Annotated in this window: 20 protein-coding genes; 14 read left to right on the top strand and 6 right to left on the bottom strand. The window is 71.1% G+C overall.

Features of this window, described 5'->3' with window-relative positions; translation table 11 throughout:
• Positions 1-949 precede the first annotated feature (949 nt).
• A complete protein-coding gene (locus M2157_RS38385; RefSeq protein WP_280867489.1) occupies positions 950-1531 on the top strand; it encodes a GNAT family N-acetyltransferase in 582 nt (193 codons plus the stop codon).
• A gap of 72 nt (positions 1532-1603) precedes the next feature.
• Here the strand turns inward: M2157_RS38385 and M2157_RS38390 are convergent, their stop codons facing one another.
• Positions 1604-3130 (bottom strand): amino acid permease, encoded by a 1527-nt coding sequence (locus M2157_RS38390; protein ID WP_280856510.1) that lies wholly within the window; start codon positions 3128-3130, stop codon positions 1604-1606.
• Between the two features lie 256 nt (positions 3131-3386).
• Between M2157_RS38390 and M2157_RS38395 the strand changes: the two genes are divergently transcribed.
• From M2157_RS38395 to M2157_RS38405, 3 genes are all read left to right on the top strand, one after another.
• A complete protein-coding gene (locus M2157_RS38395) occupies positions 3387-3977 on the top strand; it encodes a PadR family transcriptional regulator (RefSeq protein ID WP_280856509.1) in 591 nt (196 codons plus the stop codon).
• 186 nt (positions 3978-4163) lie between these two features.
• Positions 4164-5153: an ATP-binding cassette domain-containing protein gene (locus M2157_RS38400; protein ID WP_280856508.1), complete on the top strand. Its 990-nt coding sequence runs from the start codon at positions 4164-4166 to the stop codon at positions 5151-5153.
• Positions 5150-5926 (top strand): ABC transporter permease, encoded by a 777-nt coding sequence (locus M2157_RS38405; RefSeq protein WP_280867490.1) that lies wholly within the window; start codon positions 5150-5152, stop codon positions 5924-5926. Before M2157_RS38400 ends, M2157_RS38405 begins: the two co-directional genes overlap by 4 nt.
• Positions 5927-5994: 68 nt before the next feature.
• Here the strand turns inward: M2157_RS38405 and M2157_RS38410 are convergent, their stop codons facing one another.
• Both M2157_RS38410 and M2157_RS38415 read right to left on the bottom strand, forming a co-directional pair.
• Positions 5995-6840, bottom strand: a complete 846-nt coding sequence (locus M2157_RS38410; protein ID WP_280867491.1) for a siderophore-interacting protein — start codon at positions 6838-6840, stop codon at positions 5995-5997.
• A gap of 93 nt (positions 6841-6933) precedes the next feature.
• Entirely contained in the window at positions 6934-7863 is a 930-nt protein-coding gene (locus M2157_RS38415) for a 5'-3' exonuclease (RefSeq protein WP_266526833.1), read from the bottom strand.
• Between the two features lie 195 nt (positions 7864-8058).
• On the opposite strand from M2157_RS38415, the gene M2157_RS38420 reads away from it, so the two are divergent.
• The 4 genes from M2157_RS38420 to M2157_RS38435 all read left to right on the top strand — a co-directional run bounded on the left by M2157_RS38420 (position 8059) and on the right by M2157_RS38435 (position 13284).
• Positions 8059-9108 carry a betaine/proline/choline family ABC transporter ATP-binding protein gene (locus tag M2157_RS38420; protein WP_280867492.1) on the top strand — a complete coding sequence of 350 codons (1050 nt, stop codon included), beginning with the start codon at positions 8059-8061 and terminating at the stop codon, positions 9106-9108.
• Positions 9101-11707, top strand: a complete 2607-nt coding sequence (locus tag M2157_RS38425; RefSeq protein WP_280867493.1) for an ABC transporter permease/substrate binding protein — start codon at positions 9101-9103, stop codon at positions 11705-11707. The genes M2157_RS38420 and M2157_RS38425 overlap by 8 nt, the downstream gene beginning before the upstream one ends.
• Before the next feature lie 294 nt (positions 11708-12001).
• Positions 12002-12571, top strand: coding sequence for an XRE family transcriptional regulator (locus M2157_RS38430; RefSeq protein WP_266378847.1), 570 nt, complete (start codon positions 12002-12004; stop codon positions 12569-12571).
• On the top strand, positions 12568-13284 hold the full coding sequence (locus M2157_RS38435; protein WP_280856503.1) for a helical backbone metal receptor: 717 nt from the start codon (positions 12568-12570) through the stop codon (positions 13282-13284). The genes M2157_RS38430 and M2157_RS38435 overlap by 4 nt, the downstream gene beginning before the upstream one ends.
• Here the strand turns inward: M2157_RS38435 and M2157_RS38440 are convergent.
• Positions 13196-14320 (bottom strand): TDT family transporter, encoded by a 1125-nt coding sequence (locus M2157_RS38440; protein ID WP_280856502.1) that lies wholly within the window; start codon positions 14318-14320, stop codon positions 13196-13198. The genes M2157_RS38435 and M2157_RS38440 overlap by 89 nt on opposite strands.
• A gap of 70 nt (positions 14321-14390) precedes the next feature.
• On the opposite strand from M2157_RS38440, the gene M2157_RS38445 reads away from it, so the two are divergent.
• Positions 14391-15317 (top strand): LysR family transcriptional regulator, encoded by a 927-nt coding sequence (locus tag M2157_RS38445; RefSeq protein ID WP_280867494.1) that lies wholly within the window; start codon positions 14391-14393, stop codon positions 15315-15317.
• 65 nt (positions 15318-15382) lie between these two features.
• Positions 15383-16345: a phosphotransferase gene (locus M2157_RS38450; protein ID WP_280867495.1), complete on the top strand. Its 963-nt coding sequence runs from the start codon at positions 15383-15385 to the stop codon at positions 16343-16345.
• Here M2157_RS38450 and M2157_RS38455 read toward each other — a convergent pair.
• A complete protein-coding gene (locus tag M2157_RS38455; protein WP_280867496.1) occupies positions 16332-17021 on the bottom strand; it encodes a gamma-glutamyl-gamma-aminobutyrate hydrolase family protein in 690 nt (229 codons plus the stop codon). The two genes, M2157_RS38450 and M2157_RS38455, sit on opposite strands and share 14 nt — an antisense overlap.
• Before the next feature lie 67 nt (positions 17022-17088).
• Positions 17089-17826, bottom strand: coding sequence for an FCD domain-containing protein (locus M2157_RS38460; protein WP_266526248.1), 738 nt, complete (start codon positions 17824-17826; stop codon positions 17089-17091).
• Between the two features lie 95 nt (positions 17827-17921).
• Between M2157_RS38460 and M2157_RS38465 the strand changes: the two genes are divergently transcribed.
• Genes M2157_RS38465 through M2157_RS38480 form a run of 4 tightly spaced genes read left to right on the top strand, consistent with a single transcriptional unit; the run spans position 17922 to position 22233 of the window.
• The gene (locus tag M2157_RS38465) at positions 17922-19280 is read left to right on the top strand and encodes a glutamine synthetase family protein (RefSeq protein WP_266526246.1); all 1359 of its coding nucleotides are present in this window, start codon (positions 17922-17924) and stop codon (positions 19278-19280) included.
• A gap of 11 nt (positions 19281-19291) precedes the next feature.
• On the top strand, positions 19292-20674 hold the full coding sequence (locus M2157_RS38470) for an aldehyde dehydrogenase family protein (RefSeq protein ID WP_280867497.1): 1383 nt from the start codon (positions 19292-19294) through the stop codon (positions 20672-20674).
• Positions 20671-21453: a 3-oxoacyl-ACP reductase gene (locus M2157_RS38475; RefSeq protein WP_280856497.1), complete on the top strand. Its 783-nt coding sequence runs from the start codon at positions 20671-20673 to the stop codon at positions 21451-21453. Before M2157_RS38470 ends, M2157_RS38475 begins: the two co-directional genes overlap by 4 nt.
• Before the next feature lie 21 nt (positions 21454-21474).
• Complete coding sequence (locus M2157_RS38480; RefSeq protein ID WP_280856496.1) at positions 21475-22233, top strand: DUF2510 domain-containing protein; 759 nt, start codon at positions 21475-21477, stop codon at positions 22231-22233.

The raw sequence follows: 22233 nt of genomic DNA on the forward strand, positions 1-22233 counted from the left end.
CGAGCACCACCTGCGGCGTCTGCTCGGTCAAGGGAGCGGACCGAGGCAACTGGGCACGAGCAGAGTCTTTCATGATGCCCTCCGGGTGGCGGAGTCGACCAAGTTCATGAACTGTGCGTTGTGCTCCACACGCTGCGACTGCGGCGTTGCTGACTCGTGCACGTCCTGGGCCGGCCATCGGTCGAGCGGAGCCTCGTCAACGGCATGCCGGGCAGTTCGCTGGCGTGACCTTCGAGGAGACCGCGCGACGGCGCAGACAATCCGTGGCCACCACCGCCACGACAGCGTTGTCGCAGGCGAGGTCGTGGATCATCCCTACCTTCCAGTGCCGCCCTGGGTTTCGTCAACTGTGCGGGGCGAGTTGGCGCTGGTGTGAGGTGCCGTGGCGGGCCGCCGCGCGGGGCATGTCGGGTGGGAGCCGGTTCACGGTTCTCGGTGACATTCCGGACAGCCGGGTCGGCAGGAGGTGGGCCGTCGCCCCGAGTTGATTCGCACTAGCGTACGACCGCGTCCATCGCGCCGACCACATCGGTGCGTTGCGCGGAGCACGCACCCGAGCCGCACCGCCGACCCTCGCAGGCATCCGGCCACCATCCTCACGGGCCCGGGGTGCGACGCCGCTCTTGCCGGCGATTCACCTGACAGCCCACCACTTCGCACCATGCGACGATTTCCGGCCGTGGGAAAGGGGGCGCAGCCCCGGCGCACGGAGCGGATCCCCTGGCCGCCGGATGCACGGCCGCGCATTCCAGCCTGTCGGTGCGCCGCGGGTACCACCCTCGTTTGCGGCTGTTGGGGAGCAAGTTCGTCCGGGGGCGGGCTGTCCGGCTCGAGCGCCCAGGACGTGACAGGGGTTCGGCGCGAGGGTGGGCGCCGGGCCCGTGTCTGATCGGCGTCGAGGGTAAAAACTCGTTGGGACGGACTCCGTGCGGTTGGCAGGATGCGGCTCATGCCGTTCCTCACCGGCCCGGTCCTCGCACCAGGCATCCTCTCCAGCACCGCCCAGCCCACCCTCTCCACCGGCGACGGCCTGCTCCTGCGTCCCTGGCGGGCCGAGGACGCGCCCGCGGTCCACGCCGCGTTCCAGGACCCGGTGATGCAACAGTGGCACGCCCGTGCCGCCGACTCCGTGGACGAGGTCGGCGGCTGGATCGAGGAGTGGCGGGAGGCCTGGGCCCAGGAGAGGACCGCTCAGTGGGCCGTGGTGGAGGCGGACACCGAGCTGCTGCTCGGCCGGGTGGCGCTGCGCGAGATCAATCTCGTCGACGGGCAGGCCGAGATGGCGTACTGGACGACCGTGGTGGCGCGTGGGCGGGGTGTAGCGGCGCGTGCCACGGTCGTCCTGTCGCGCTGGGCCCTCGACGACATCGGGTTCCACCGTCTCGAGCTCCTGCACGCCGTCCGTAATGAGGCCTCGTGTCGTGTCGCGACCAAGACGGGCTTCGTTCTGGAAGGGACCAAGCGAAGTGCCGTTCTGCATCCGGACGGTTGGCACGACATGCATCTGCATGCGCGTGTCCGGGGCGACTGAGGGGCTTCCAAGAGGGGCTTCCAAGAGGGGCTGCCAAGTGGGACCGATGGGGGTCCGCCAAGGGGCCGCCCCCTACCCCGTCGGCGTACGCCCGCGAACCGCCCGCCACGCCACGCCCACTGCCAGCGTCGCGGCCAGGAACAGCACCGTGAACCACTGGAAGTACCAGTGCCCGCCCGCCGGGTCGTACACCTCTGCCCGGGGCCAGGCCAGGTTGACGGTCATCAGGAGGCCGTAGAGGAGGGCCAGGGCGTTGACCGGGACGCCCCAGCGGCCCAGGGAGAACAGGCGGGCGCCCGTCTCGTCCGTGCCCTCCGACGTGAACTCCCCTCGCACGCGCCGGATCAGCAGCGGGCCCGTGACCATCGCGTACGCCAGGTAGAGCATCACGATGCAGGTCGTGCCGATCGCCAGGAACGCCTCCGGGGAAGCGAAGTTGAGGAGCAGCAGTGCGGCGGCCAGGATGCCGACGACCAGAGCGGGGGCGGTGGGCATGCCCGTGCGGGGGTTCACCCGCGCGAGGCGGCCCGCGAAGGGCAGTTGGCCGTCGCGGGCCATGGAGAAGAGCATGCGGCAGGCCGCTGTCTGGATGGCGAGGGTGGCCACCGCGATCGCGACCACCACGTCGGCCAGCAGGGCCTTGCCGACACCGTCGCCCAGGCTGCTGGTGAGGACGTAGCTGAGGCCGTCGACCGACAGGTGCCCGTCGGTGAGGCTGGGGGCGGCTAGCAGGCCGCCCAGGACGAGCAGGCCGCCGAGCACGCCGGCCGCGCCGAGGGCCGTGAGGATCGTGCGGGGCGCGGTGCGGCGCGGGGCGTGTGTCTCCTCGCTCATCTCGCCCGCGCTGTCGAAGCCGATCATCACGTACGCCGCCGCGAACGAGCCCACCAGCAGGGCCCCGAGCAGGCCGCTCTGCGCGGCGCCCGTGGTGTGGAAGGTGATGCTCGGCGTGCGCTCGGAGTGGGTCAGCAGGAGCACGATGATCAGGACCGCGCCGATGATCTCGGCGGTGACGCCGACCCGGTTGACCAGGGACAGCACGCGGTTGTCGAGGATGTTCACGACGGTCGTCAGGACCAGCAGGATCACGCCGAGGAGTGCCGCGTTGGCCGCCCCGTCCGCCGAGGTCGGCGCCGGGTCGGTGCCGACCAGCTGGAAGCCGGACCAGATCGCCGGGAGCACCATCTGCAGGGCGAGTGCCGCCGCCGCGACCACGACGATCTGCCCGATCACCATGATCCAGCCGGCGAACCAGCCGAAGGCCGGGGTGGCGAGGCGGGACGACCACTGGTAGATCGCGCCGGACAGCGGGTAGCGCGCCGCCAGTTCCGCGAAGCAGGCCGCCACCAGGAACTGCCCGACCAGTACCACCGGCCAGGCCCAGAAGAAGACGGGGCCGCCGAACGCGTACCCGAAGGCGAAGAACTGGAAGACGGTCGTCAGGACCGAGATGAAGGAGAACCCCGCCGCGAAGGACGCGTACCGGCCCAGGCTCCGGTGCAGTTCCTGGTGGTAGCCGAACTCGGTGAGGGAGCGGTCGTCGGGGGAGGAGGAGTGCGGGGGATCGGGACGGACGTCGGAGGGGCTGGCTGTCGTCACGGCGGCACCTGCCTTCGGCGGCATGAGGGCGGAGAGCGGAACAGCGGTGCGGGAGCTGAATTCCTGTCGGGTGACAGAAATTAAGGAGGCGCTGTTTCGGGTGCGTGACGCAGCCATGTCGAAGCAGCTCCCAAGTCCTCACGCCCTTGCGCGGGCCCTCCATACGCGATACATCGTGTCTATTGACTGCCCTTGTGGGTCGCGATATGTTCGGTCGCGGATATTCGGATACGAGGTTCGGATGCGAGGTGGAGTCATGGGGCGTCGCAAGCTCCGCAACCCCCTGGCGCTCGCCGTGCTGGCGACGCTGTGGCAGAAGCCGATGCATCCTTACGAGATCGCCCAGACCCTGCGCCGGCAGGGCAAGGACGCCAGCACGAAGATCAACTACGGCTCGCTCTACACCGTCGTCCAGAGCCTCGAGAAATATGAGTACGTCGAGGTCACGGACGTGGAGCGGCAGGGCAACCGGCCCGAGCGGACCGTCTACGGCATCACCGCGGCCGGACGCCAGGAGATGACCGAGTGGATGTCGGACCTGGTCGCCTTCCCGGCCAAGGAGTACCCGATCTTCGAGACCGCGCTCTCGCTGCTCGGTGTGCTGCACCCCGACGAGGTGGTGCCGCTGCTGGAGCAACGGCTCGACGCCCTGGAGGTGCAGATCGCGAGCAGCCGGGGCGCTCTGGAGAAGCTGTACGAGACGCTGCCCCGGCTCTTCCTCGTGGAGAACGAGTACCAGCTCCACATGGTCGAGGCGGAGGCGGCGTGGGTCCGCGGCTTCCTCGACGAACTCAGAAAGGGCACGCTGCCCGGCATCGAGGAGTGGAAGGCGTTCCACGCACCATGACCTGACGAGAACAGGCCCCGGCACGGCTGTTGCAGCAGCCCGCCGGGGCCTCGAACCCCGAACTGAATCCGCCGTGAGGCACATCCAGGCGATCGAGGTGCGGCATGCCCAGGATAGCCCGGTGCTCCTCACGCGGATCAGTTGTCATCCCTTCACCGGATCCGCTCACCCAGGAGAGCACCTGTCATGAACACCCGTGCGCCCGCGATCGAGGCGCGTCAACTGATCAAGACCTACGGCGGTGAGGTCACCGCCCTCGACGGCATCGACGTGGTCGTCGAGCGGGGCAGCGTCTTCGGCCTGCTCGGCCCGAACGGCGCCGGCAAGTCCACCACCGTCAAGATCCTCACCACCCTGGCCCGCCCCGACTCCGGCTCGGCCACCGTCGCGGGCCACGACGTGCTGCGCCACCCGGACCGGGTCCGCCGGGCCATCGGCGTGGTCGCCCAGGGCTCCGGCGCCGACCCGGTCGCCACCGGCCACGAGAACCTCCGACTCCAGGGCAGGCTCTACGGCTTGAGGGGCGCCGCGCTCGAACGCCGGGTGGAGGAGCTCCTCGACCGCTTCACCCTCACCGACGCCGCCCGGCGCCCGGTCAAGGGCTACTCCGGTGGCATGCGACGCCGACTCGACGTCGCCCTCGGCCTGGTGCACCGCCCCGAGGTGCTCTTCCTCGACGAGCCGACCACCGGACTCGACCCCGAGGCGCGCAGCGCGATGTGGGACGAGATCGGCCGGCTCGCCGGTGAGGAGGGGCTGACGATCCTGCTCACCACGCACTACCTCGAAGAGGCGGACCGGCTCGCCGAGCGCGTCGCCGTCGTCGACCGGGGCCGGATCGTCGTCGAGGGCACTCCGGACGCGCTGAAGGGCGAACTGCGCGGTGACGCGGTGCACTTGGAGCTGGGCGAGCCGCTCGGCGACGCGGGCCGCACACTGCTGACCGGCGCCCTGCGCGGGGTGCCGGGTGTGCACGAGGTGCTGGCCGACGGGCACCGCGTCAGCGTCCGCGCCGACGACGGGGCCGCCGCCGTACCCGCCCTGCTCGCCGCCCTCGAGCGGGCCGGGGTCAGGGTCGCCACCGCGACCGTCGCCCGTCCCTCGCTCGACGACGTCTACCTGCGCTACGCGGGCCGCCGTTACTCGGAGACCGAAGACCTGGTGGGTGCCCGATGAGCATGGCCGTCTCCCAGACCTGGTACATGACGCAGCGTCAACTCATGGTGTTCGTACGGCAGCCCGCCTACGCGATCATCACCCTGGTCCAGCCGGTGATCTGGCTGTTCCTGTTCGGCAGCCTCTTCAGGAAGGTCGTCGAGCTCGGCGGTTTCGGCACCACGTCCTACCTGGACTACCTGGTCCCCGGTGTGGTGGTGATGAGCGCGCTCGGCTCCAACATGTGGGCGGGGATGACCACCCTGGACGAGATCCAGCGCGGCACCCTCAACCGCTTCCTGACCACTCCGATCAGCCGGGCCGCGCTGATGAACGGCAACGTCGTCAACAACGGCCTCGTCACCGCCTTCCAGTCGGTGGTCATCGTGCTGCTCGGACTGCTGGGCGGGGCCGACTACCCGGGCGGGATCGCCGGGATCGCCGTCCTGGTCCTCGCCTCGGTCCTGCTGGGCACCGTCTTCGGGGCGCTGTCCAACGCGCTCGGCATGCTGGTGCGGGAACGGGAGTCGATCATCGGGATCAACACCTTCCTGCTGCTCCCGCTCACCTTCCTGTCCAGCGCCTTCATGGCGCCCTCGCAGATGCCCGCCTGGATGCGGCACATCGCCGACTTCAACCCGTTGAACTGGGCGATGGTGGCGGGCCGTTCGGCCCTGTCCGCGGACCCCGACTGGGGCGTCGTGCTGAGCCGCGGGGGAGCGCTGATCGGGCTGGCGGTCGTGGCGGTGTGGCTGTCGATCCGGACCTTCCGGTCGTACCAGCGGTCGGTGTGAACGCGTGAAAGGGGCGGCACCTTCGAAGGCGCCGCCCCTTTCACGACCGAGCCCAAGCGGCCGTAAGCCTAAGCGGCCGGCGCCGCCCCCTCCTGCTCCGCCTCGATGCGCGCGTTCCAGTCCCGCTTGGAGGCCTGCCAGCCGTCCTCGTTGTGGCCCAAGCGCCAGTAGCCGGAGATCGACAGGTCCTCGCGCGGGACGCCGCGCTCGACGCGCAGCAGATGGCGCAGCTGCTTCACGAAGTGCGCCTCGCCGTGCACGAACGCGCACAGCCGGCCCTCCGGGAACTCCAGCGCGCGCACGGCCTCGACCAGCGACTCCCCGACCGGGCGGGAGCCGCGGTGCAGCCACACGACCTCCACGTCGGAGTCGATCTTCTGCTCCTCCTCGGGCCCGGAGACCTCGATGAAGGCGTGCGTCCGAGAGCCGTCGGGCAGCGACTCCAGGGAACGGGCGATCGCGGGCAGCGCGCTCTCGTCACCGACGAGGAGATGCCAGTCGGCGTCCGCGGCGGGAGCGTAGGCGCCGCCCGGGCCCATGAAGCGCACGGTCTCGCCGGGCTGGACGCGCACCGCCCAGGGGCCGGCGAGGCCCTCGTCGCCGTGGATCACGAAGTCCAGGGTGAGCTCGCGGTGTTCGGCGTCCCAGTGGCGCACGGTGTAGGTGCGGGTCACGGGCCACTGCTCGCGCGGGAACTCCTCGCGGATCCGCTGCATGTCGAAGGGTTCGGGGTAGGTCGCGCCCTCGGCCGGGAACAGGATCTTGACGTAGTGGTCGGTGCAGGTGTCCGCCGCGAACTCGGCGAGTCCGTCGCCGCCGAGCACCACGCGCTGCATGTGCGGGGTGAGGCGTTCGGTGCGGACGACCTGTGCGGAGTGAGGTTTCCGCGGCTTGCGTCCCGGTCCTTCTGCCATGGCGGCCTCCAAGTTCCCTACGCTTAGGCTTACCTAAGTTAGCATCAACCCCCCTGGTGATGGCATGCCACTCGTGGAAAGGGTGGGCAATATTTATGCGCTGAGCGTCGCCAGCAACCGCTGCAATGATCCACCCAGCCCCCACCGGTCAGCCAGCTTCTCCAGCGCCGCGGGATCGCGCGGTGTGCGCGGAACCGCGGTCTCCACCTGCGGCAGCGGGACGTCACCTGCCACCAGCACCACCTTCGGTGCCACGGCGACGTACGGCCGTGACTCGTCGAGCCGCTTGCGCTGCGACGGTGTGAGCTTCGCCTTCGGGTCGTCGACCGCGGCCATGATGCCGGCCAGGTCGCCGAACTCGGCGAGCAGCTTGGCAGCCGTCTTCTCGCCGATCCCGGGGACACCCGGCAGGCCGTCGCTCGGGTCGCCGCGCAGTGTCGCCAGATCCGCGTACCCACGGCCGTCGACGCCATACTTCTCGCGCAGCCAGGCCTCGTCGGTCAGCTGCAGCGTGCCGACGCCCTTGAGGGGATACAGCACGCGCACCCCGCGCTCGTCGTCCACCAGCTGGTACAGGTCGCGGTCGCCGGTGACGATGTCGACCGGGCCCGTCGCCCGCGCGGTGAACGTGCCGATCACGTCGTCCGCCTCATAACCGGCCACGCCCACACGCGCGATGCCGAGCGCGTCCAGGACGGCCTCGATGACCGGCACCTGCGGCGACAGCGTGTCCGGCACCTCCTCCTCGTCCGGACCGCTCTCGTGCTCCTCGGCGACGCGGTGTGCCTTGTAGGAGGGGATGAGGTCGACCCGCCACTGGGGGCGCCAGTCCGCGTCCATGCAGGCCACCAGCAGGTCGGGCCGGTGGTCCTTGACCAGGCGGTCGATGAATTCGAGGAGGCCGCGCACGGCGTTCACCGGTGTGCCGTCCGGTGCCTTCACCGACTCCGGCACGCCGAAGTAGGCACGGAAGTAGAGAGAGGCGGTGTCGAGGAGCATCAGTCGTCCGGTCACGCTTCGCATCATGCCGTACGGCACCGACACCGGCCGCCGTCCCTCGCCTCGTCCGGCGCGTGTGAGCGTCCTGTGAACTGGACCACCGGTGCGTTTGGCCGAAAGGCATCGGGGCAGGCGCCGCCTCGGAGCGAGGCAGGTTGCACCTTCAACTGTCGCGGCCCTTCGTCTCCCCCCCAGTGGTCGAAGAGACGAGAGGCACGCGTGTCATCAAGGCTTGAGGCAGAGCAGTTGTACAAGGTGTTCGGAAGACGTGCGGGCGAGGCCGTCGAGCGGCTGCGTGAGGGCGCCGACCGGGAGGGACTGCGCGCCGAGGGCACCACCGCCGCGGTGATCGACGCCTCCTTCACCGTGGAGCCGGGCGAGATCTTCGTCGTCATGGGTCTGTCCGGCTCCGGCAAGTCCACGCTGCTGCGCATGCTCAACGGCCTCCTGGAGCCGACCGCGGGCCATGTCCGCTTCGACGGCCAGGACCTCACCGCGCTCACCGACCGCGAACTGCGCGCCGTACGCGCGAAGAAGATCAGCATGGTCTTCCAGCACTTCGCGCTCTTCCCGCACCGCAGCGTCCTGGAGAACGCCGCCTACGGCCTCGCCGTCCAGGGCGTCGCCAAGGCCGAGCGCATCGAGCGGGCCACCGAGGCCCTGGAGCTGTGCGGCCTCAACGGCTGGGAGAAGTCCTGGCCCGACGAGCTGTCCGGCGGCATGCAGCAGCGCGTGGGCCTGGCCCGCGCCCTCGCCACCGACGCCGACCTGCTCCTCATGGACGAGTCCTTCAGCGCGCTCGACCCGCTGATCCGCCGGGACATGCAGGACCAGCTCCTGCAGCTCCAGCAGACCCTGAAGAAGACGATCGTCTTCATCACCCACGACCTCAACGAGGCCATGCGCCTGGGCGACCGGATCGCCGTCATGCGCGACGGCCGGATCGTCCAGATCGGCAGCGCGGAGGACATCCTCGTGCGGCCCGCCGACGACTACGTCGCCTCCTTCACCAAGGACGTAGACCGCTCCCGCGTCCTGACCGCGTCCGCCGTCATGGACACGGACGTGCGTGGCGACGAGGCGGACTGCGGCTGCGCGAGCGACTGTGAGACCGCGACGCCCGACACGCCGTTCACCGAGCTCTGCGCGATGAGCGCCCGGTCGGCGCATCCGGTGGCCGTCCTCGACGAGCACCGCAAACTCGTCGGCGTGGTGCCGCAGCAGCGCCTGCTCGGCTTCCTCGGCGACGCGGAGGTGGCCCATGCCTAGGATCCCGCTCGGCGACTGGGTCAACGACACCGTCGACTGGCTGCTGGACCACGTGTCCTGGCTCTTCGACTTCCTCAAGACCGTCTTCACCGGCACCTACGACGGTATCGACGCCGTCCTCCAGGCGCCCCAGCCCCTCCTGCTCGCGGGCATCTTCGCCGTGATCGCCTTCTGGCTGCGCGGCACCCTGGCCGGCCTCCTCACCTTCGCGGGATTCGCCTTCATCGACTCCCTCGAACTGTGGGAGGACGCGATGACGACCCTCTCGCTGGTCCTCGTCGCCACGATCATCGCGCTGGTGATAGCCGTCCCCGTGGGCATCTGGGCGGCCCGCTCGAACCGGGTCAGCGGACTCGTCCGGCCCGTCCTGGACTTCATGCAGACGCTGCCCGCGATGATCTACCTCATCCCGGCGATCCTGTTCTTCGGCACCGGCGCCTCCGCGGGCATCGTCGCCACCCTGATCTTCGCGCTCGCCCCCGGCGTCCGCATGACCGAACTCGGCATCCGCCAGGTCGACAAGGAGCTCGTCGAGGCCGCCGAGGCGTTCGGCACCAGCCCCCGCGACACCCTCCTGCGCGTCCAGCTGCCGCTCGCGCTGCCCACCGTGATGGCGGGCGTCAACCAGGTCATCATGCTGGGCCTGTCGATGGCCGCGATCGCCGGCATGGTCGGCACCGGCGGCCTCGGCGGCGACGTCAACGAGGCCATCGGCCAGCTCAACGTGGGCCTCGGCTCCGAGGCCGGTGTCGCCATCGTGATCCTGGCGATCTACCTCGACCGCATGACCAGCGCGCTCGGCACCCAGGTCTCCCCGCTGGGCCGCCGCGCCGCCGCCAAGGCGCGCACGACCCAGGGGCTCAGGATCTGGTCCTACCGCCCCCGTCCGCAGGTCGCCGTGATCGGCGTCGTCGTCCTCGCCCTCGTCGCGGGCGGCATGGGGATCTTCGGCGGCACCTCGGGCGAGGCCACGGCCGTCTCCGGCAGCAAGGACGTCGGCCAGGGCAAGAAGATCAGCATCGGCTACGTCCCCTGGGACGACGGCGTCGCCTCCACCTTCCTCTGGAAGGAGATCCTGGAGGAACGCGGCTACCAGGTGGACGCCAAGCAGTTCGACGCCGGGCCGCTCTACACCTCCCTCGCCTCCGGCAACGCCGACTTCATGACCGGCGCCTGGCTGCCGACCACCCACGAGCAGTACTGGAAGAAGTACGGCAGCAAGCTCGACGACCTCGGGGCCTGGTACGACAAGACGTCTCTCGAGCTGAGCGTGCCGTCGTACATGAAGGACATCAACTCCCTGGCCGACCTCAAGGGCAAGGCCTCCCAGTTCGGCGGGAACATCACCGGCATCGAGTCGAGCGCCGGTGAGATGGCCCTGCTGAAGAGCAAGGTCCTGGGGGCGTACGGCCTCGACAAGGAGTACAAGGTCGTCGACAGCTCCACGCCCGCCATGCTGGCCGAGCTCAAGCGGGCGTACGCGCAGAAGGACCCGATCGTCGTCACGCTCTGGTCGCCGCACTGGGCGTACAACGACTACGACCTGAAGAAGCTCAAGGACCCCAAGGGTGCCTGGGGCTCGGGCGACGGCATCCACACGGTGGCTCGCAAGGGCTTCGCGCAGGAGAACCCGGTCGTCGGACAGTGGCTGAAGGGCTTCAAGCTGGACGAGAAGCAGCTCACCAGCCTGGAGGCCGAGATCAACAAGGCGGGCAAGGGCAAGCAGCAGGACGCCGTGCGCACCTGGCTGAAGCAGCACCCCGGCCTGGTCGACAAGCTGGCCCCCGTCCAGAAGACGGCGGCCGAGACCAAGCGCCCGGTGAACGTGGCATGGTTCCCCTGGGACGAGGACATCGCCGTCACGTACCTCTGGAAGAACGTTCTCGAAAAGCGCGGCTACCGGCTCAACCTCAAGCAGATGGACGTCGGCCCGGTCTACACGGGTCTCGCCTCCGGAGACCTGGACCTCAACTTCGACGCCTGGCTGCCGTACGCCCAGAAGAACTACTGGGACAAGAGCAAGGACAGACTCACCGACCTCGGCACCTGGTACGAGCCGACCTCGCTGGAGGTCGCGGTGCCGTCGTACGTCAAGGGTGTGAAGTCCTACGAGGACCTGAAGGGCAAGGCCTCCCAGTTCGACGGGAAGATCATCGGCATCGAGCCGGGCACCGGCGAGATGAACCTCCTCAAGAACAAGGTCCTGCCCGGCTACGGCCTCGACAAGGAGTACGACGTCGTCGACGGCTCCACGCCCGCGATGCTGGCCGAGCTCAAGCGCGCCTACGCCAAGAAGCAGCCCGTCGCCGTCGTCCTGTGGTCCCCGCACTGGGCCTACAGCCAGTACGACCTCACCAAGCTGAAGGACGACAAGAAGCTCTTCGGCGAGGGCAACACGATCCGCACCATCGCCAACGAGAAGTTCCCCTCGCAGTATCCGCAGCTCACCAAGTGGATCAAGGGCTTCCATATGAGCGAGGACGAGCTCGGTACCCTGGAGGGTGAGATCAACAAGTACGGCCAGGGTCACGAGGAGCAGGCGGTCGCCGCCTGGCTCAAGGAGCACCCTGGGATGGTCGGGCGGATGACACCGTCATAACCGCTCCGGAAGCACGGTAAGGATCCGGCCAACCACATAGAGCTACGCCATCGCCCGAACTTCGCCACCGACAAGGGGACTTGAGCGGCGGCCAACGGGTGAGGGCCCGGCTTCCGGCCCCCTGGTGATCCACCGGGGGGCCGTTCGGCTGGCGTGAAGTGTGAGGTACGGTCGCACGCCGTGTGACATCGATGTGACGGCCGCATGAAACGGTTTGCCGAACATGCGTAGGGTGCAGACAACTCATCAGGGGACGTGTCACAGGACCGACGAGCGTAGGAGGGAGCCGGAGCCATGGGCGACCACAAAGAACAGCCCCTTCGGGTCGGCGCGGCCGTGCGCCGCAGGCGCCGCGCGCTGGAGCTCACCCTCGCCGTCGTGGCCGAGCGCAGCGGCCTCTCGGTCCCCTTCCTGAGCCAGATCGAGAACGAACGCGCCCGTCCCAGCCGCAGCTCCCTGGAGAAGGTCGCCGACGCCCTGCGCACCACGGCCGTCGAACTCCTCGCCGCCGCCGACCCGGCGTGCAGCGTCGACGTCGTGCACGCCGAGGGGCCGGAGCCGGACTACGCACCCCGGATGCGTTCCCTGGTGCGCGGTCACCACCAGATGCACGCCCAGGAGTTCACCGGCGACCATGACGCGGGGCGTGAATTCCAGTACCGCAACGACCAGTTGATGTACGTCGCCGACGGCGCGGTGGATGTCGAGGCGGAGGGGCGCGCCTACCGGCTGGGCCGCGGCGACACCCTGTACCTCACCGGCGGGGTGCGGCACCGCTGGCGGGCGACCGTGGCGGACACCCGTGTGGTCGTCGTCGCCGTGGCCGAACACATCGAGGCGGTCCGGGACCGGCCCCGGCGGTGAGAGTCGTCTCGCTGGTCCCCTCGCTGACCGAGGCGATCGCCCGCTCGGCACCGGGCGCCCTGGTCGGCGCCACCGACTGGTGCACCCATCCGGCGGACCTCGCCGTCACCCGCGTCGGCGGCACCAAGAACCCGAAGCTCGACCGGATCACCGCCCTCGCCCCCGACCTGGTGATCGCGAACGAGGAGGAGAACCGGGAGCCGGATCTGGCCGCTCTGCGGGAGGCGGGTCTGGAGGTCCTGGTCACCGAGGTCCGGGACGTCCCGCAGGCCTTCCGGGAGCTGGCCCGGGTGACCGAGGCGTGTGGCGTCGTACGGCCGCGCTGGCTGGACGAGGCCGAGGAGTCCTGGTCGGCGCTCGCGCCCCCCGTGCGCCGCAGGACCGCCGTCGTACCGATCTGGCGGCGGCCGTGGATGGTGCTGGGCCGGGACACGTTCGCGGGCGACGTGCTGTCCCGCCTGGGCGTGGACCACGTGTACGCCGGCCACGAGGACCGCTATCCACGTGTCCCGCTGGAGGAGTTGCGGGCGGCGGCACCGGACGTGGTCGTCCTCCCCGACGAGCCGTACCGCTTCACCCCCGAGGACGGCCCGGAGGCCTTCCCCGGCCTGCCCTGCGCACTCGTCAGCGGACGGCACCTGACGTGGTACGGACCCTCACTGGCAGAGGCGCCACGGGCGCTGGGCGAGGCCCTGAGAGCAGCGCGCCGCTGACGACTCCGCGCGCGGTGTGCAGGGCGGCGGTGGCCCAGGCGGCGACGAGAGCGACGAAGAGACCGGTGGCGAGCCAGTCGTACACGACGAGTCCGGTGTGCCGGGCCAGTGCCTCGGCCCCCGTGACACAGGTGCCCACCGGGAAGGTGAAGGCCCACCAGGTCATCGCGAACCGCATCCCGTGCCGGTGCGCACGGACGACATGCGCGGTGGCGAGCCCCAGCCACAGCAGCGCGAACCCCATGACGGGAACGCCGTACAGCACCGCGAGGACGCCGAAACCCTGGCTGTAGGGGGCCGCCACGACACCGGGGGCCACGTCCGCGAACTTGCCGACGGCGGTGGTGGACTGGCCGAGCGGGCCGAGGACCAGGAAGAGGGTCGGGGTGAGGGCGAGGGGGAGCGGCCCGCCGGTGACGATCCGGGCGAAGACGAGCGGCAGCATGGCCAGGGTCGCGAGAAGGCTGAGCCCGAACATCGCGAAGCAGGCGAGGAGCAGGGTCTCGCGCGGCTGACCGGCCGGGAGATACGGCACGAGGAGCGGCCCGAGCGCGGCGGACACCATGGGCGCGACGAGTGGGAGCAGCCACACGGGCGTGGCCTGCCGCGGGTCGGCTTTCTGCCGTACGGCCATGAGGTACGGCACGGTGACCGCGGCGGCCAGCCCCACGGCCGTACCCGCGGTGAACAGCACGGCGTCCAGGGCGACCGCGGCCGTCGTCCCGATCCAGTACCGGCCGACGGTGAGGGCACCGCCGCCGACGGCCAGCAGGGCCATGGCGAGGCAGCCGTAGAAGGGGGCCATGGCAGGGTCGAGGAGGTGGGCGCGGGCCTGGTCGCGGTGGTGGCGCCAGTGCAGGGCGCGGGCGCAGAGAAGGGTGACCAGCAGGGCGAGGGACAGGAGCCAGACGGCCGCGCAGATCGTGCGCAGGCCGGGGAGGTGCACGGGGAGCGCGATGCCGGCGGTGGCGACGATCGCGGTGCCCATGACGGAGGCGTACCAGTTCGGCCCGAGATGACGGACGGCGGTGACCATGTCTCCACGGTGTCGTTCGGGACGGGCCGCGACCAGGGAGTATGGCTCTATGAGGGCATAAGCTGTCTTTATGAGCGGTGTGGATCAGCAAGGGGCGGCGGTGGGCGGCGGGCTGGCCCACCGGGTACCGGATCTCGGGGCGCTGGAGCTGCTGCTGGCCGTGGCGCGGCTCGGGAGCCTCGGCGGGGCGGCGCGGGAGGTCGGCATCACCCAGCCGGCGGCGAGCAGCCGGATCCGCTCGATGGAACGGCAGTTGGGAGTGGCCCTGGTCGACCGCTCGCCCCGCGGCTCCCGGCTCACGGACGCCGGGGCGCTGGTGACGGACTGGGCGCGGCGGATCGTGGCGGCGGCGGAGGCCTTCGACGCGGGGGCGCAGGCGCTGCGGGTCCGGCGCGACTCCCGGCTGCGGGTGGCGGCGAGCATGACGATCGCGGAGTATCTGCTGCCGGGGTGGCTGCTGGCGCTGCGTGCCGGGCGGCCGGACACGGCGGTGTCCCTGCATGCGGGGAACTCGGCGACGGTGGCGGAGCGGTTGCTGTCGGACGAGGCGGACCTGGGCTTCGTGGAGGGCCTGACGGTCCCTCCCGGCCTCGACTCGGTGGTGATAGCCCACGACCACCTCATCGTGGTGACCGCCCCGGGACACGCGTGGGCCCGCCGCCGATGCCCTGTGGCCTCCACCGAACTGGCGGCGACCCCGCTGATCCTCCGCGAGAAGGGCTCGGGCACGCGGCAGGTGCTGGACGCGGCCCTGGGCGGCCTGGCCCGCCCGCTGATCGAACTCTCCTCCACCACGGCGGTGAAGGCGGCGGTGGTGAGCGGAGCGGGTCCTGCGGTCCTGAGCGAGCTCGCGGTGGGGGAGGAGCTGACGATGCGCCGACTGGTGCGGGTGCCGGTGGAGGGGGTGTCCCTGGCGCGGGACCTGCGGGCGGTGTGGCCCACGGGGCACCGGCCGGTGGGGCCGGCGAGGGACCTGCTGTCGCTGACGCGGGCGTAGGACGTCTCCTCACGGGGGCGAAAACCCTTGGCGAGCCGGCACAGCGGACCCGCACCATGAACCGCATGACCGCCACCGCCCCGCCCGCCACCGGCGTCCGCACCCCCTGGGAGGACCTCCCCCGGGCCGTACGCGACGCCGTCGCGGACGTGCTCGGCGGACGGGTCACCCACGCCACCACCCAGCCCGGCGGATTCTCCCCGGGCGCCGCCACCCGCGTCCGCTCCGCCACCGGCCACCGGGCCTTCGTCAAGGCCGTCAGCGGCGACACCAACCCCCACAGCCCGGAACTGCACCGCGCCGAGGCACGCAACGCCGCCGCGCTCCCCGCGACGGTCCCGGCGCCCCGCCTGCTCGGCACCTATGACGACGGCACCTGGGTGGCCCTCGTGTACGAGGACGTCCCCGGCCGCCAGCCCCACATCCCGTGGCAGAAGGCCGAGTTGGAGCGCGTCCTGGACGCGGTGGCGGAACTGAGCCGCACCCTCACCCCGTCCCCGCTCGACGCCCCGCCCGCCGCCACGGCCCTCGTCCGCGCCTTCGACGGCTGGCAGCGACTCCTGGACGGTGAGCACGAGGGCCTCGCGGAACGCCTCGGCCCCTGGACCGCCACCCATCTGCCCCGTCTCGCCGAACTCGCCGCCCCCTGGCCCGACGCGGTCACCGGCGACACCCTCGCCCACGGGGACCTGCGGGCGGACAACATCCTGCTCACCGACGCCGGCCGTACCGTGTTCGTCGACTGGCCGCACGCCCTGCGTGCCACTGCCTGGTTCGACCTGCTGGTGATGCTGCCGTGCGTCCGCGCCCAGGGCGGCCCGGACCCGGAGGAGCTGTTCACGGCACATCCGCTGGGCGCGACCGCCGACCCGGACGCCGTCACCACCGCCCTCGCGGCCGTGACCGGTTACTTCCTGTACCACTCCCTGCTGCCCCCGCCGCCCGGCATTCCCACCGTCCGGGCCTTCCAGCGGGCACAGGGCGACACGGCCCTGGCCTGGCTCCGGCGTCGGCTCACCGGGCGCTAGAGGCCGCCACCAGCCCCCGCATCACCCGCAGGTCCGTGCCCATCTCCGGATGCCACTGCACACCCAGCACCCAGGGCGGGCCGGGGAGTTCGACGGCCTCCACCGTGCCGTCCGGCGCGTACGCCGACGCCAGGAGGCCCTCCCCGAGACGGTCCACCGCCTGGTGGTGGTAGGTCGGCACGGAGGTCTCCTCCGGGGCGAGATCGCCGTACACCGTGCCCGGTACGGGCTTGACCGGGTGCCGGCCGAAGACTCCCGGCACCTCCGCGTGGCCGTCGATGTGCTGGACGAGCGTGCCGCCGAGGGCGACGTTCAGCAGCTGCATGCCGCGGCAGATGCCCAGGAGGGGGACGCCGGCCGACAACGCCGCCTCGATCAGGGCCAGCTCCCAGGTGTCCCGGGCGCGAGCGGGCGGGCCCGTGCGGGGGTCGGGGGCGGCGCCGTAATGGACCGGCTCGACGTCCGGGCCGCCCGCGACGACCAGACCGTCGAGGCGGGCCACCGTCGCGGCCGCGTGCTCCGGGGCGTCCGGCGGGAGCATCGCCGCGAGACCGCCCGCGCGTTGGACGAGTCGCGGATAGCCCGCCGGCAGCAGTGCCGCCTCCAGCTCCCAGACGCCCCAGCGCGCGCCGGCCTCCAGATACGTGCTGACACCGATCAGCGGTCGTACGGTCACACGGCCCTCCCAGGCTTGCAATGGCCCACGCCCATACCTTTGCGCCTGGTGGTGTCAAGAATCAAGGTCATGCCAGGAAACCGCGCAGCAGCGCCGCCGTGCCCGCGCAGTGCTCGCGCATCATCTCCCGGGCCCCGTCGGCGTCCCCGTCCAGCACCGCCTCCACCAGCGCCGCGTGCTGCCGCTGGGAGTGCTCCAGGTTGCGGACCAGGAGCGGGATGCAGTCCAGGAGGTCGTTCACCGAGGCCCGTACCGCCGCGTACTGGGCGGTCAGCGTGGGTGAGCCGCACAGTTCCGCCAGCGTGAGGTGCAGCAGCGTGTCCAGGCGCCGGTAGTCCGCCAGCGGGGCCTCCTGGGTGGCCGCCAGGGCCTCGCGCAGCCGCTGCGCCTGCTGGTCGGTGAGGCCGTGCGTCGCGCACAGACCCGCCGCGCCCACCTCCAGGACCTCCCGGAAGCGCAGCACGTCCTCGATGTCCGCCTCGGCGATCCGGCGCCGCAGCTCCTCCTCGCCGACCGCGTCCTGCGCCCGGGGCAGGACGAACGTGCCGCCGTACCGCCCGCGCCGCGACTCCACCAGCCCCTGGTCCTGGAGCACCTTCAGCACCTCGCGCAGCGTCACCCGGCTGATCCCGAGCCGCTCCGCGAGCTCCCGCTCGGCCGGCAGCCGCCCGCCCCCCGGTACCAGGCCGAGCCGCACGACCTGGAGGATCTGCTCCAGCGCCTCCTCGAAGCCGTTGCCCGCCCTGACCGGCCGCAGCACCGGCGTCAACCGGTCGTCCGGGCCGCCGTCAGCGTCCACCGACATATGGCCGAGCCCCCTTCCCAAGCAATGGTTCAGAGCAATACCTTATGGCTCCCGGCCCGGTCGGAAAAACGCGCAGCAGCCGAAGGAGCTCTCCCGTGGCAGAACGCACACCCCCGCTCGGCGTCGAGGAGCTGCACGCCCTCGTCGCGAGCGGTGAGATCGACACCGTCGTCCTGGCCTTCCCCGACATGCAGGGCCGGCTCCAGGGCAAGCGGTTCGCCGCCCGCTTCTTCCTCGACGAGGTACTCCACCACGGCACCGAGGGCTGCAACTACCTCCTCGCCGTCGACACCGAGATGAACACTGTCGACGGCTACGCGATGTCGTCCTGGGACCGGGGGTACGGCGACTTCGCCATGCGCCCCGACCTGAGCACCCTGCGCCGCGTGCCGTGGAACGCCGGTACGGCCCTGCTGGTCGCCGATCTCGCCTGGGAGGACGGTTCCCCGGTCGTCGCCGCGCCCCGCCAGATCCTGCGCCGCCAGCTGGAGCGGCTCGCCGAACTCGGCTACACCGCCCAGGTCGGCACCGAGCTGGAGTTCATCGTCTTCAAGGACACCTACGAGCAGGCCTGGGACGCCAACTACCGAGGGCTGACGCCGGCGAACCAGTACAACATCGACTACTCGGTGCTGGGCACCGGCCGCATCGAGCCCCTGCTCCGCCGTATCCGCAACGAAATGGCGGCCGCCGGGCTCACCGTCGAGTCCGCCAAGGGTGAGTGCAACCCCGGCCAGCACGAGATCGCCTTCCGCTACGACGAGGCCGTCGTCACCTGCGACCAGCACGCCGTCTACAAGACCGGTGCCAAGGAGATCGCCGCCCAGGAGGGCATGTCGCTCACCTTCATGGCCAAGTACAACGAGCGCGAGGGCAACTCCTGCCACATCCACCTCTCGCTCGCCGACGCCGCCGGAAACAACGCGATGGCCGGCCCGGACGGGATGTCGGACGTGATGCGGTACTTCCTCGCGGGGCAGCTGGCGGCCCTCAGGGACTTCTCGCTCCTCTACGCTCCCAACATCAACTCCTACAAGCGGTTCCAGCCGGGCTCCTTCGCCCCCACGGCCGTGGCGTGGGGCCACGACAACCGCACCTGCGCCCTGCGGGTCGTGGGACACGGCCGCTCCCTGCGCTTCGAGAACCGGCTGCCCGGCGGTGACGTCAACCCGTACCTCGCGGTCGCCGGGCTGGTCGCGGCCGGGCTGTACGGCATCGAGCAGAAGCTGGAGCTGCCGGAGGTCTGCACCGGCAACGCCTACACCGCCGACTACGCCCACGTCCCCACCACCCTGCGCGAGGCCGCCGAGCTCTGGGAGAACAGCCCGATCGCCAAGGCCGCCTTCGGCGACGAGGTCGTCGCGCACTACCGCAACATGGCCCGCGTCGAGCTCGAAGCCTTCGACGCGGCGGTCACCGACTGGGAGCTGCGCCGCTCCTTCGAACGTCTGTGAAAGGTACTTCGTTGTCCCCGTCGTCCTACGAGCACGAGCTGACCGTCCTCAACCCGGCCACCGAGGAGGTCGTCGCCACCGTCCCCGCCGCCACCGCGGCCGACGTGGACGCGGCCGTCGCCAGCGCCGCGAAGGCGCAGGCGAAGTGGGCCGCGCTCGCGCCCGCCGACCGGGCCCGGCTGCTGCGCCGGTTCGCCGACGTCGTCGACCAGCACGTCGAGGAACTGGCCCGGTTGGAGGTCCGCGAGGCCGGTCACCTCCTCGGCAACGCCCGCTGGGAGGCGGGCAACGTCCGTGATCTGCTGGCCTATGCGGCCGGGGGAGTGGAGCGGCTGAACGGCCGCCAGATCCCGGTCCCCGGCGGACTCGACGTCACGATCCTCGAACCGCTCGGTGTCGTCGGGGTCATCGCGCCCTGGAACTTCCCCCTGCCCATCGCGGCCTGGGGTACGGCGCCCGCGCTCGCCGCCGGCAACGCCGTCGTCCTCAAGCCCGCCGAGACGACCCCGCTCACCGCCCTGCGGCTCGCCGAACTCGCCCTGGCGGCAGGGCTCCCGGAGGGCCTGTTCCAGGTGCTGCCGGGCCACGGCCCGGTCGCGGGCACCGCCCTCGTCGAGCACCCCGGAGTCGCGAAGATCGTGTTCACCGGCTCCACCGCCACCGGCCGTGCCGTCATGGAGGGCTGCGCCCGCCAGGTCAAGCCGGTCACCCTCGAACTCGGCGGCAAGAGCCCCAACATCGTCTTCGCGGACGCGGACCTGCGCACGGCCGTCGACCCCTTCTCCTTCCTCGACAACTCCGGCCAGGACTGCTGCGCCCGCACCCGGATCCTGGTCCAGGAGTCGGTCTACGACGAGGTCCTCGAACTGCTCGCCGAGGCGGTGAACGCCGTGGTCGTGGGCGACCCCGCCGACGAGAAGACCCAGATGGGCCCGCTGATCTCCCGCCGGCAGCTGGAGCGCGTACGCGCACTGGTCCCCGCCGACGCCCCCGGCCTGCGCGGCAGCGCGCCCGACGGGCCCGGCTTCTGGTTCGCGCCGACCGTCCTCACCGGCGAGGCGCCCGACTCCGAGGCCGCCCGCGAGGAGATCTTCGGCCCGGTCGCCGTCCTGCTGCCCTTCACCGACGAGGAGGACGCGATCCGGCTCGCCAACGACACCCCGTACGGCCTCTCCGGTTCCCTGTGGACCCGCGACCTCGGCCGCGCCCTGCGCGTCTCCCGGGCGGTCAAGGCGGGCAACCTGTCCGTCAACTCCCACTCCAGCGTCCGCTACTGGACCCCCTTCGGCGGCTACAAGCAGTCCGGACTCGGCCGCGAGCTCGGCCCGGACGCCCTGACCGCCTTCACCGAAACCAAGAACGTCTTCATCAGCACGGAGGGCCCCGCACAGTGACCGATCAGATCGTGTGCCGTCGTCTCGTCGGCCGCACCGCCGTCATCACCGGAGCCGGCAGCGGCATCGGTCTCGCCACCGCCCGCCGGCTCGCCTCCGAGGGCGCCAACGTCGTCTGCGCCGACGTCGACGAGCCCCGCGGCAAGGCCGCCGCCGACGAGGTCGGCGGGCTCTTCGTCAAGGTCGACGTGACCGACCCGGAGCAGGTCGAGGCCCTGTTCAAGACGGCGTACGACACCTACGGCAGCGTCGACGTCGCCTTCAACAACGCGGGCATCTCCCCGCCCGACGACGACTCCATCCTGGAGACCGGCCTCGAGGCCTGGAAGCGCGTCCAGGAGGTCAACCTGACCTCGGTCTACCTGTGCTGCAAGGCCGCGATCCCCTACATGCGGCGCCAGGGCAAGGGCTCCATCATCAACACGGCGTCCTTCGTGGCCCGGATGGGCGCGGCGACCTCGCAGATCTCCTACACCGCCTCGAAGGGCGGCGTGCTCGCCATGTCCCGCGAACTGGGCGTGCAGTTCGCGAGGGAGGGCATCCGCGTGAACGCTCTCTGCCCGGGCCCGGTCAACACCCCGCTGCTCCAGGAGCTGTTCGCCAAGGACCCCGAGCGGGCCGCGCGCCGGCTCGTGCACATTCCGGTCGGCAGGTTCGCCGAGGCCGAGGAGATCGCCGCCGCCGTCGCCTTCCTGGCCAGCGACGACTCCTCCTTCGTCAACGCCAGCGACTTCCTCGTGGACGGCGGCATCTCGGGGGCGTACGTCACACCGCTGTAGGTCTCGCCCTACAGTGCCCCCATGAGCAGGACGCTCCCGCCCGGCTGGTACCCGGACCCCGACGCTCCGCACCTGGAGCGCTGGTGGGACGGGACGGCCTGGACGGACCACCGGCGCGCCCCGGCGGGCCCCGGCCCGCCGCGGCCGGCCGGCGGGGCCTCGGGGCGCGCGAAGGCCGTGGCCCTGACGACCTCGGGAGTCGTCCTCGTGGCCGCGATCGTCAGCGGGGCCTTCGCCCTCGCCCGGGGCGACGGGGACGACGTCGTGGCGGACACGGCACCGACGGTCGCGACGCCCCCGCCTTCCACGGCCTCCCCGGCCCCGTCCCGCCTGGACGACGAACTCGACGGCATCAGCCTGCCGTTGCCCGAGGGCTGGGTCCCCGCGAAGTACGTCACCCGCGACAACGTCGTGATGACCACCGACGGCGGCAGGGTCTTCACACGCACTCTGCCCGCGACCCCCGGGGTGTCCCCGGCATCCCTCGCGAAGAAGGACATACGGCAGGCCGCCGACAGTTCCTACGCCGGCATCCGCACCCACCGGGTCGTCGGATCGGAGCCCGTCGCCGTCGCCGGATGCACCGGATACCAGGTGCGCTGGCGGGTGAAGACGGCCCAGGGGGCCGAGGGTTACGTCCAGTCGCTGGCCTTCACGCCCGCCCCCGGCGGACCCCGGAACGCCGTCGTCGTCCGCTTCGCCTTCGACGCGGGTCCTGACGGGCCGCCGCTCGCCGACATGGACCGGATCACCAACGGGATCCGGTCGCTCGGCCGTTGA

Source organism: Streptomyces sp. SAI-127, assembly GCF_029894425.1.
Lineage (GTDB): Bacteria > Actinomycetota > Actinomycetes > Streptomycetales > Streptomycetaceae > Streptomyces.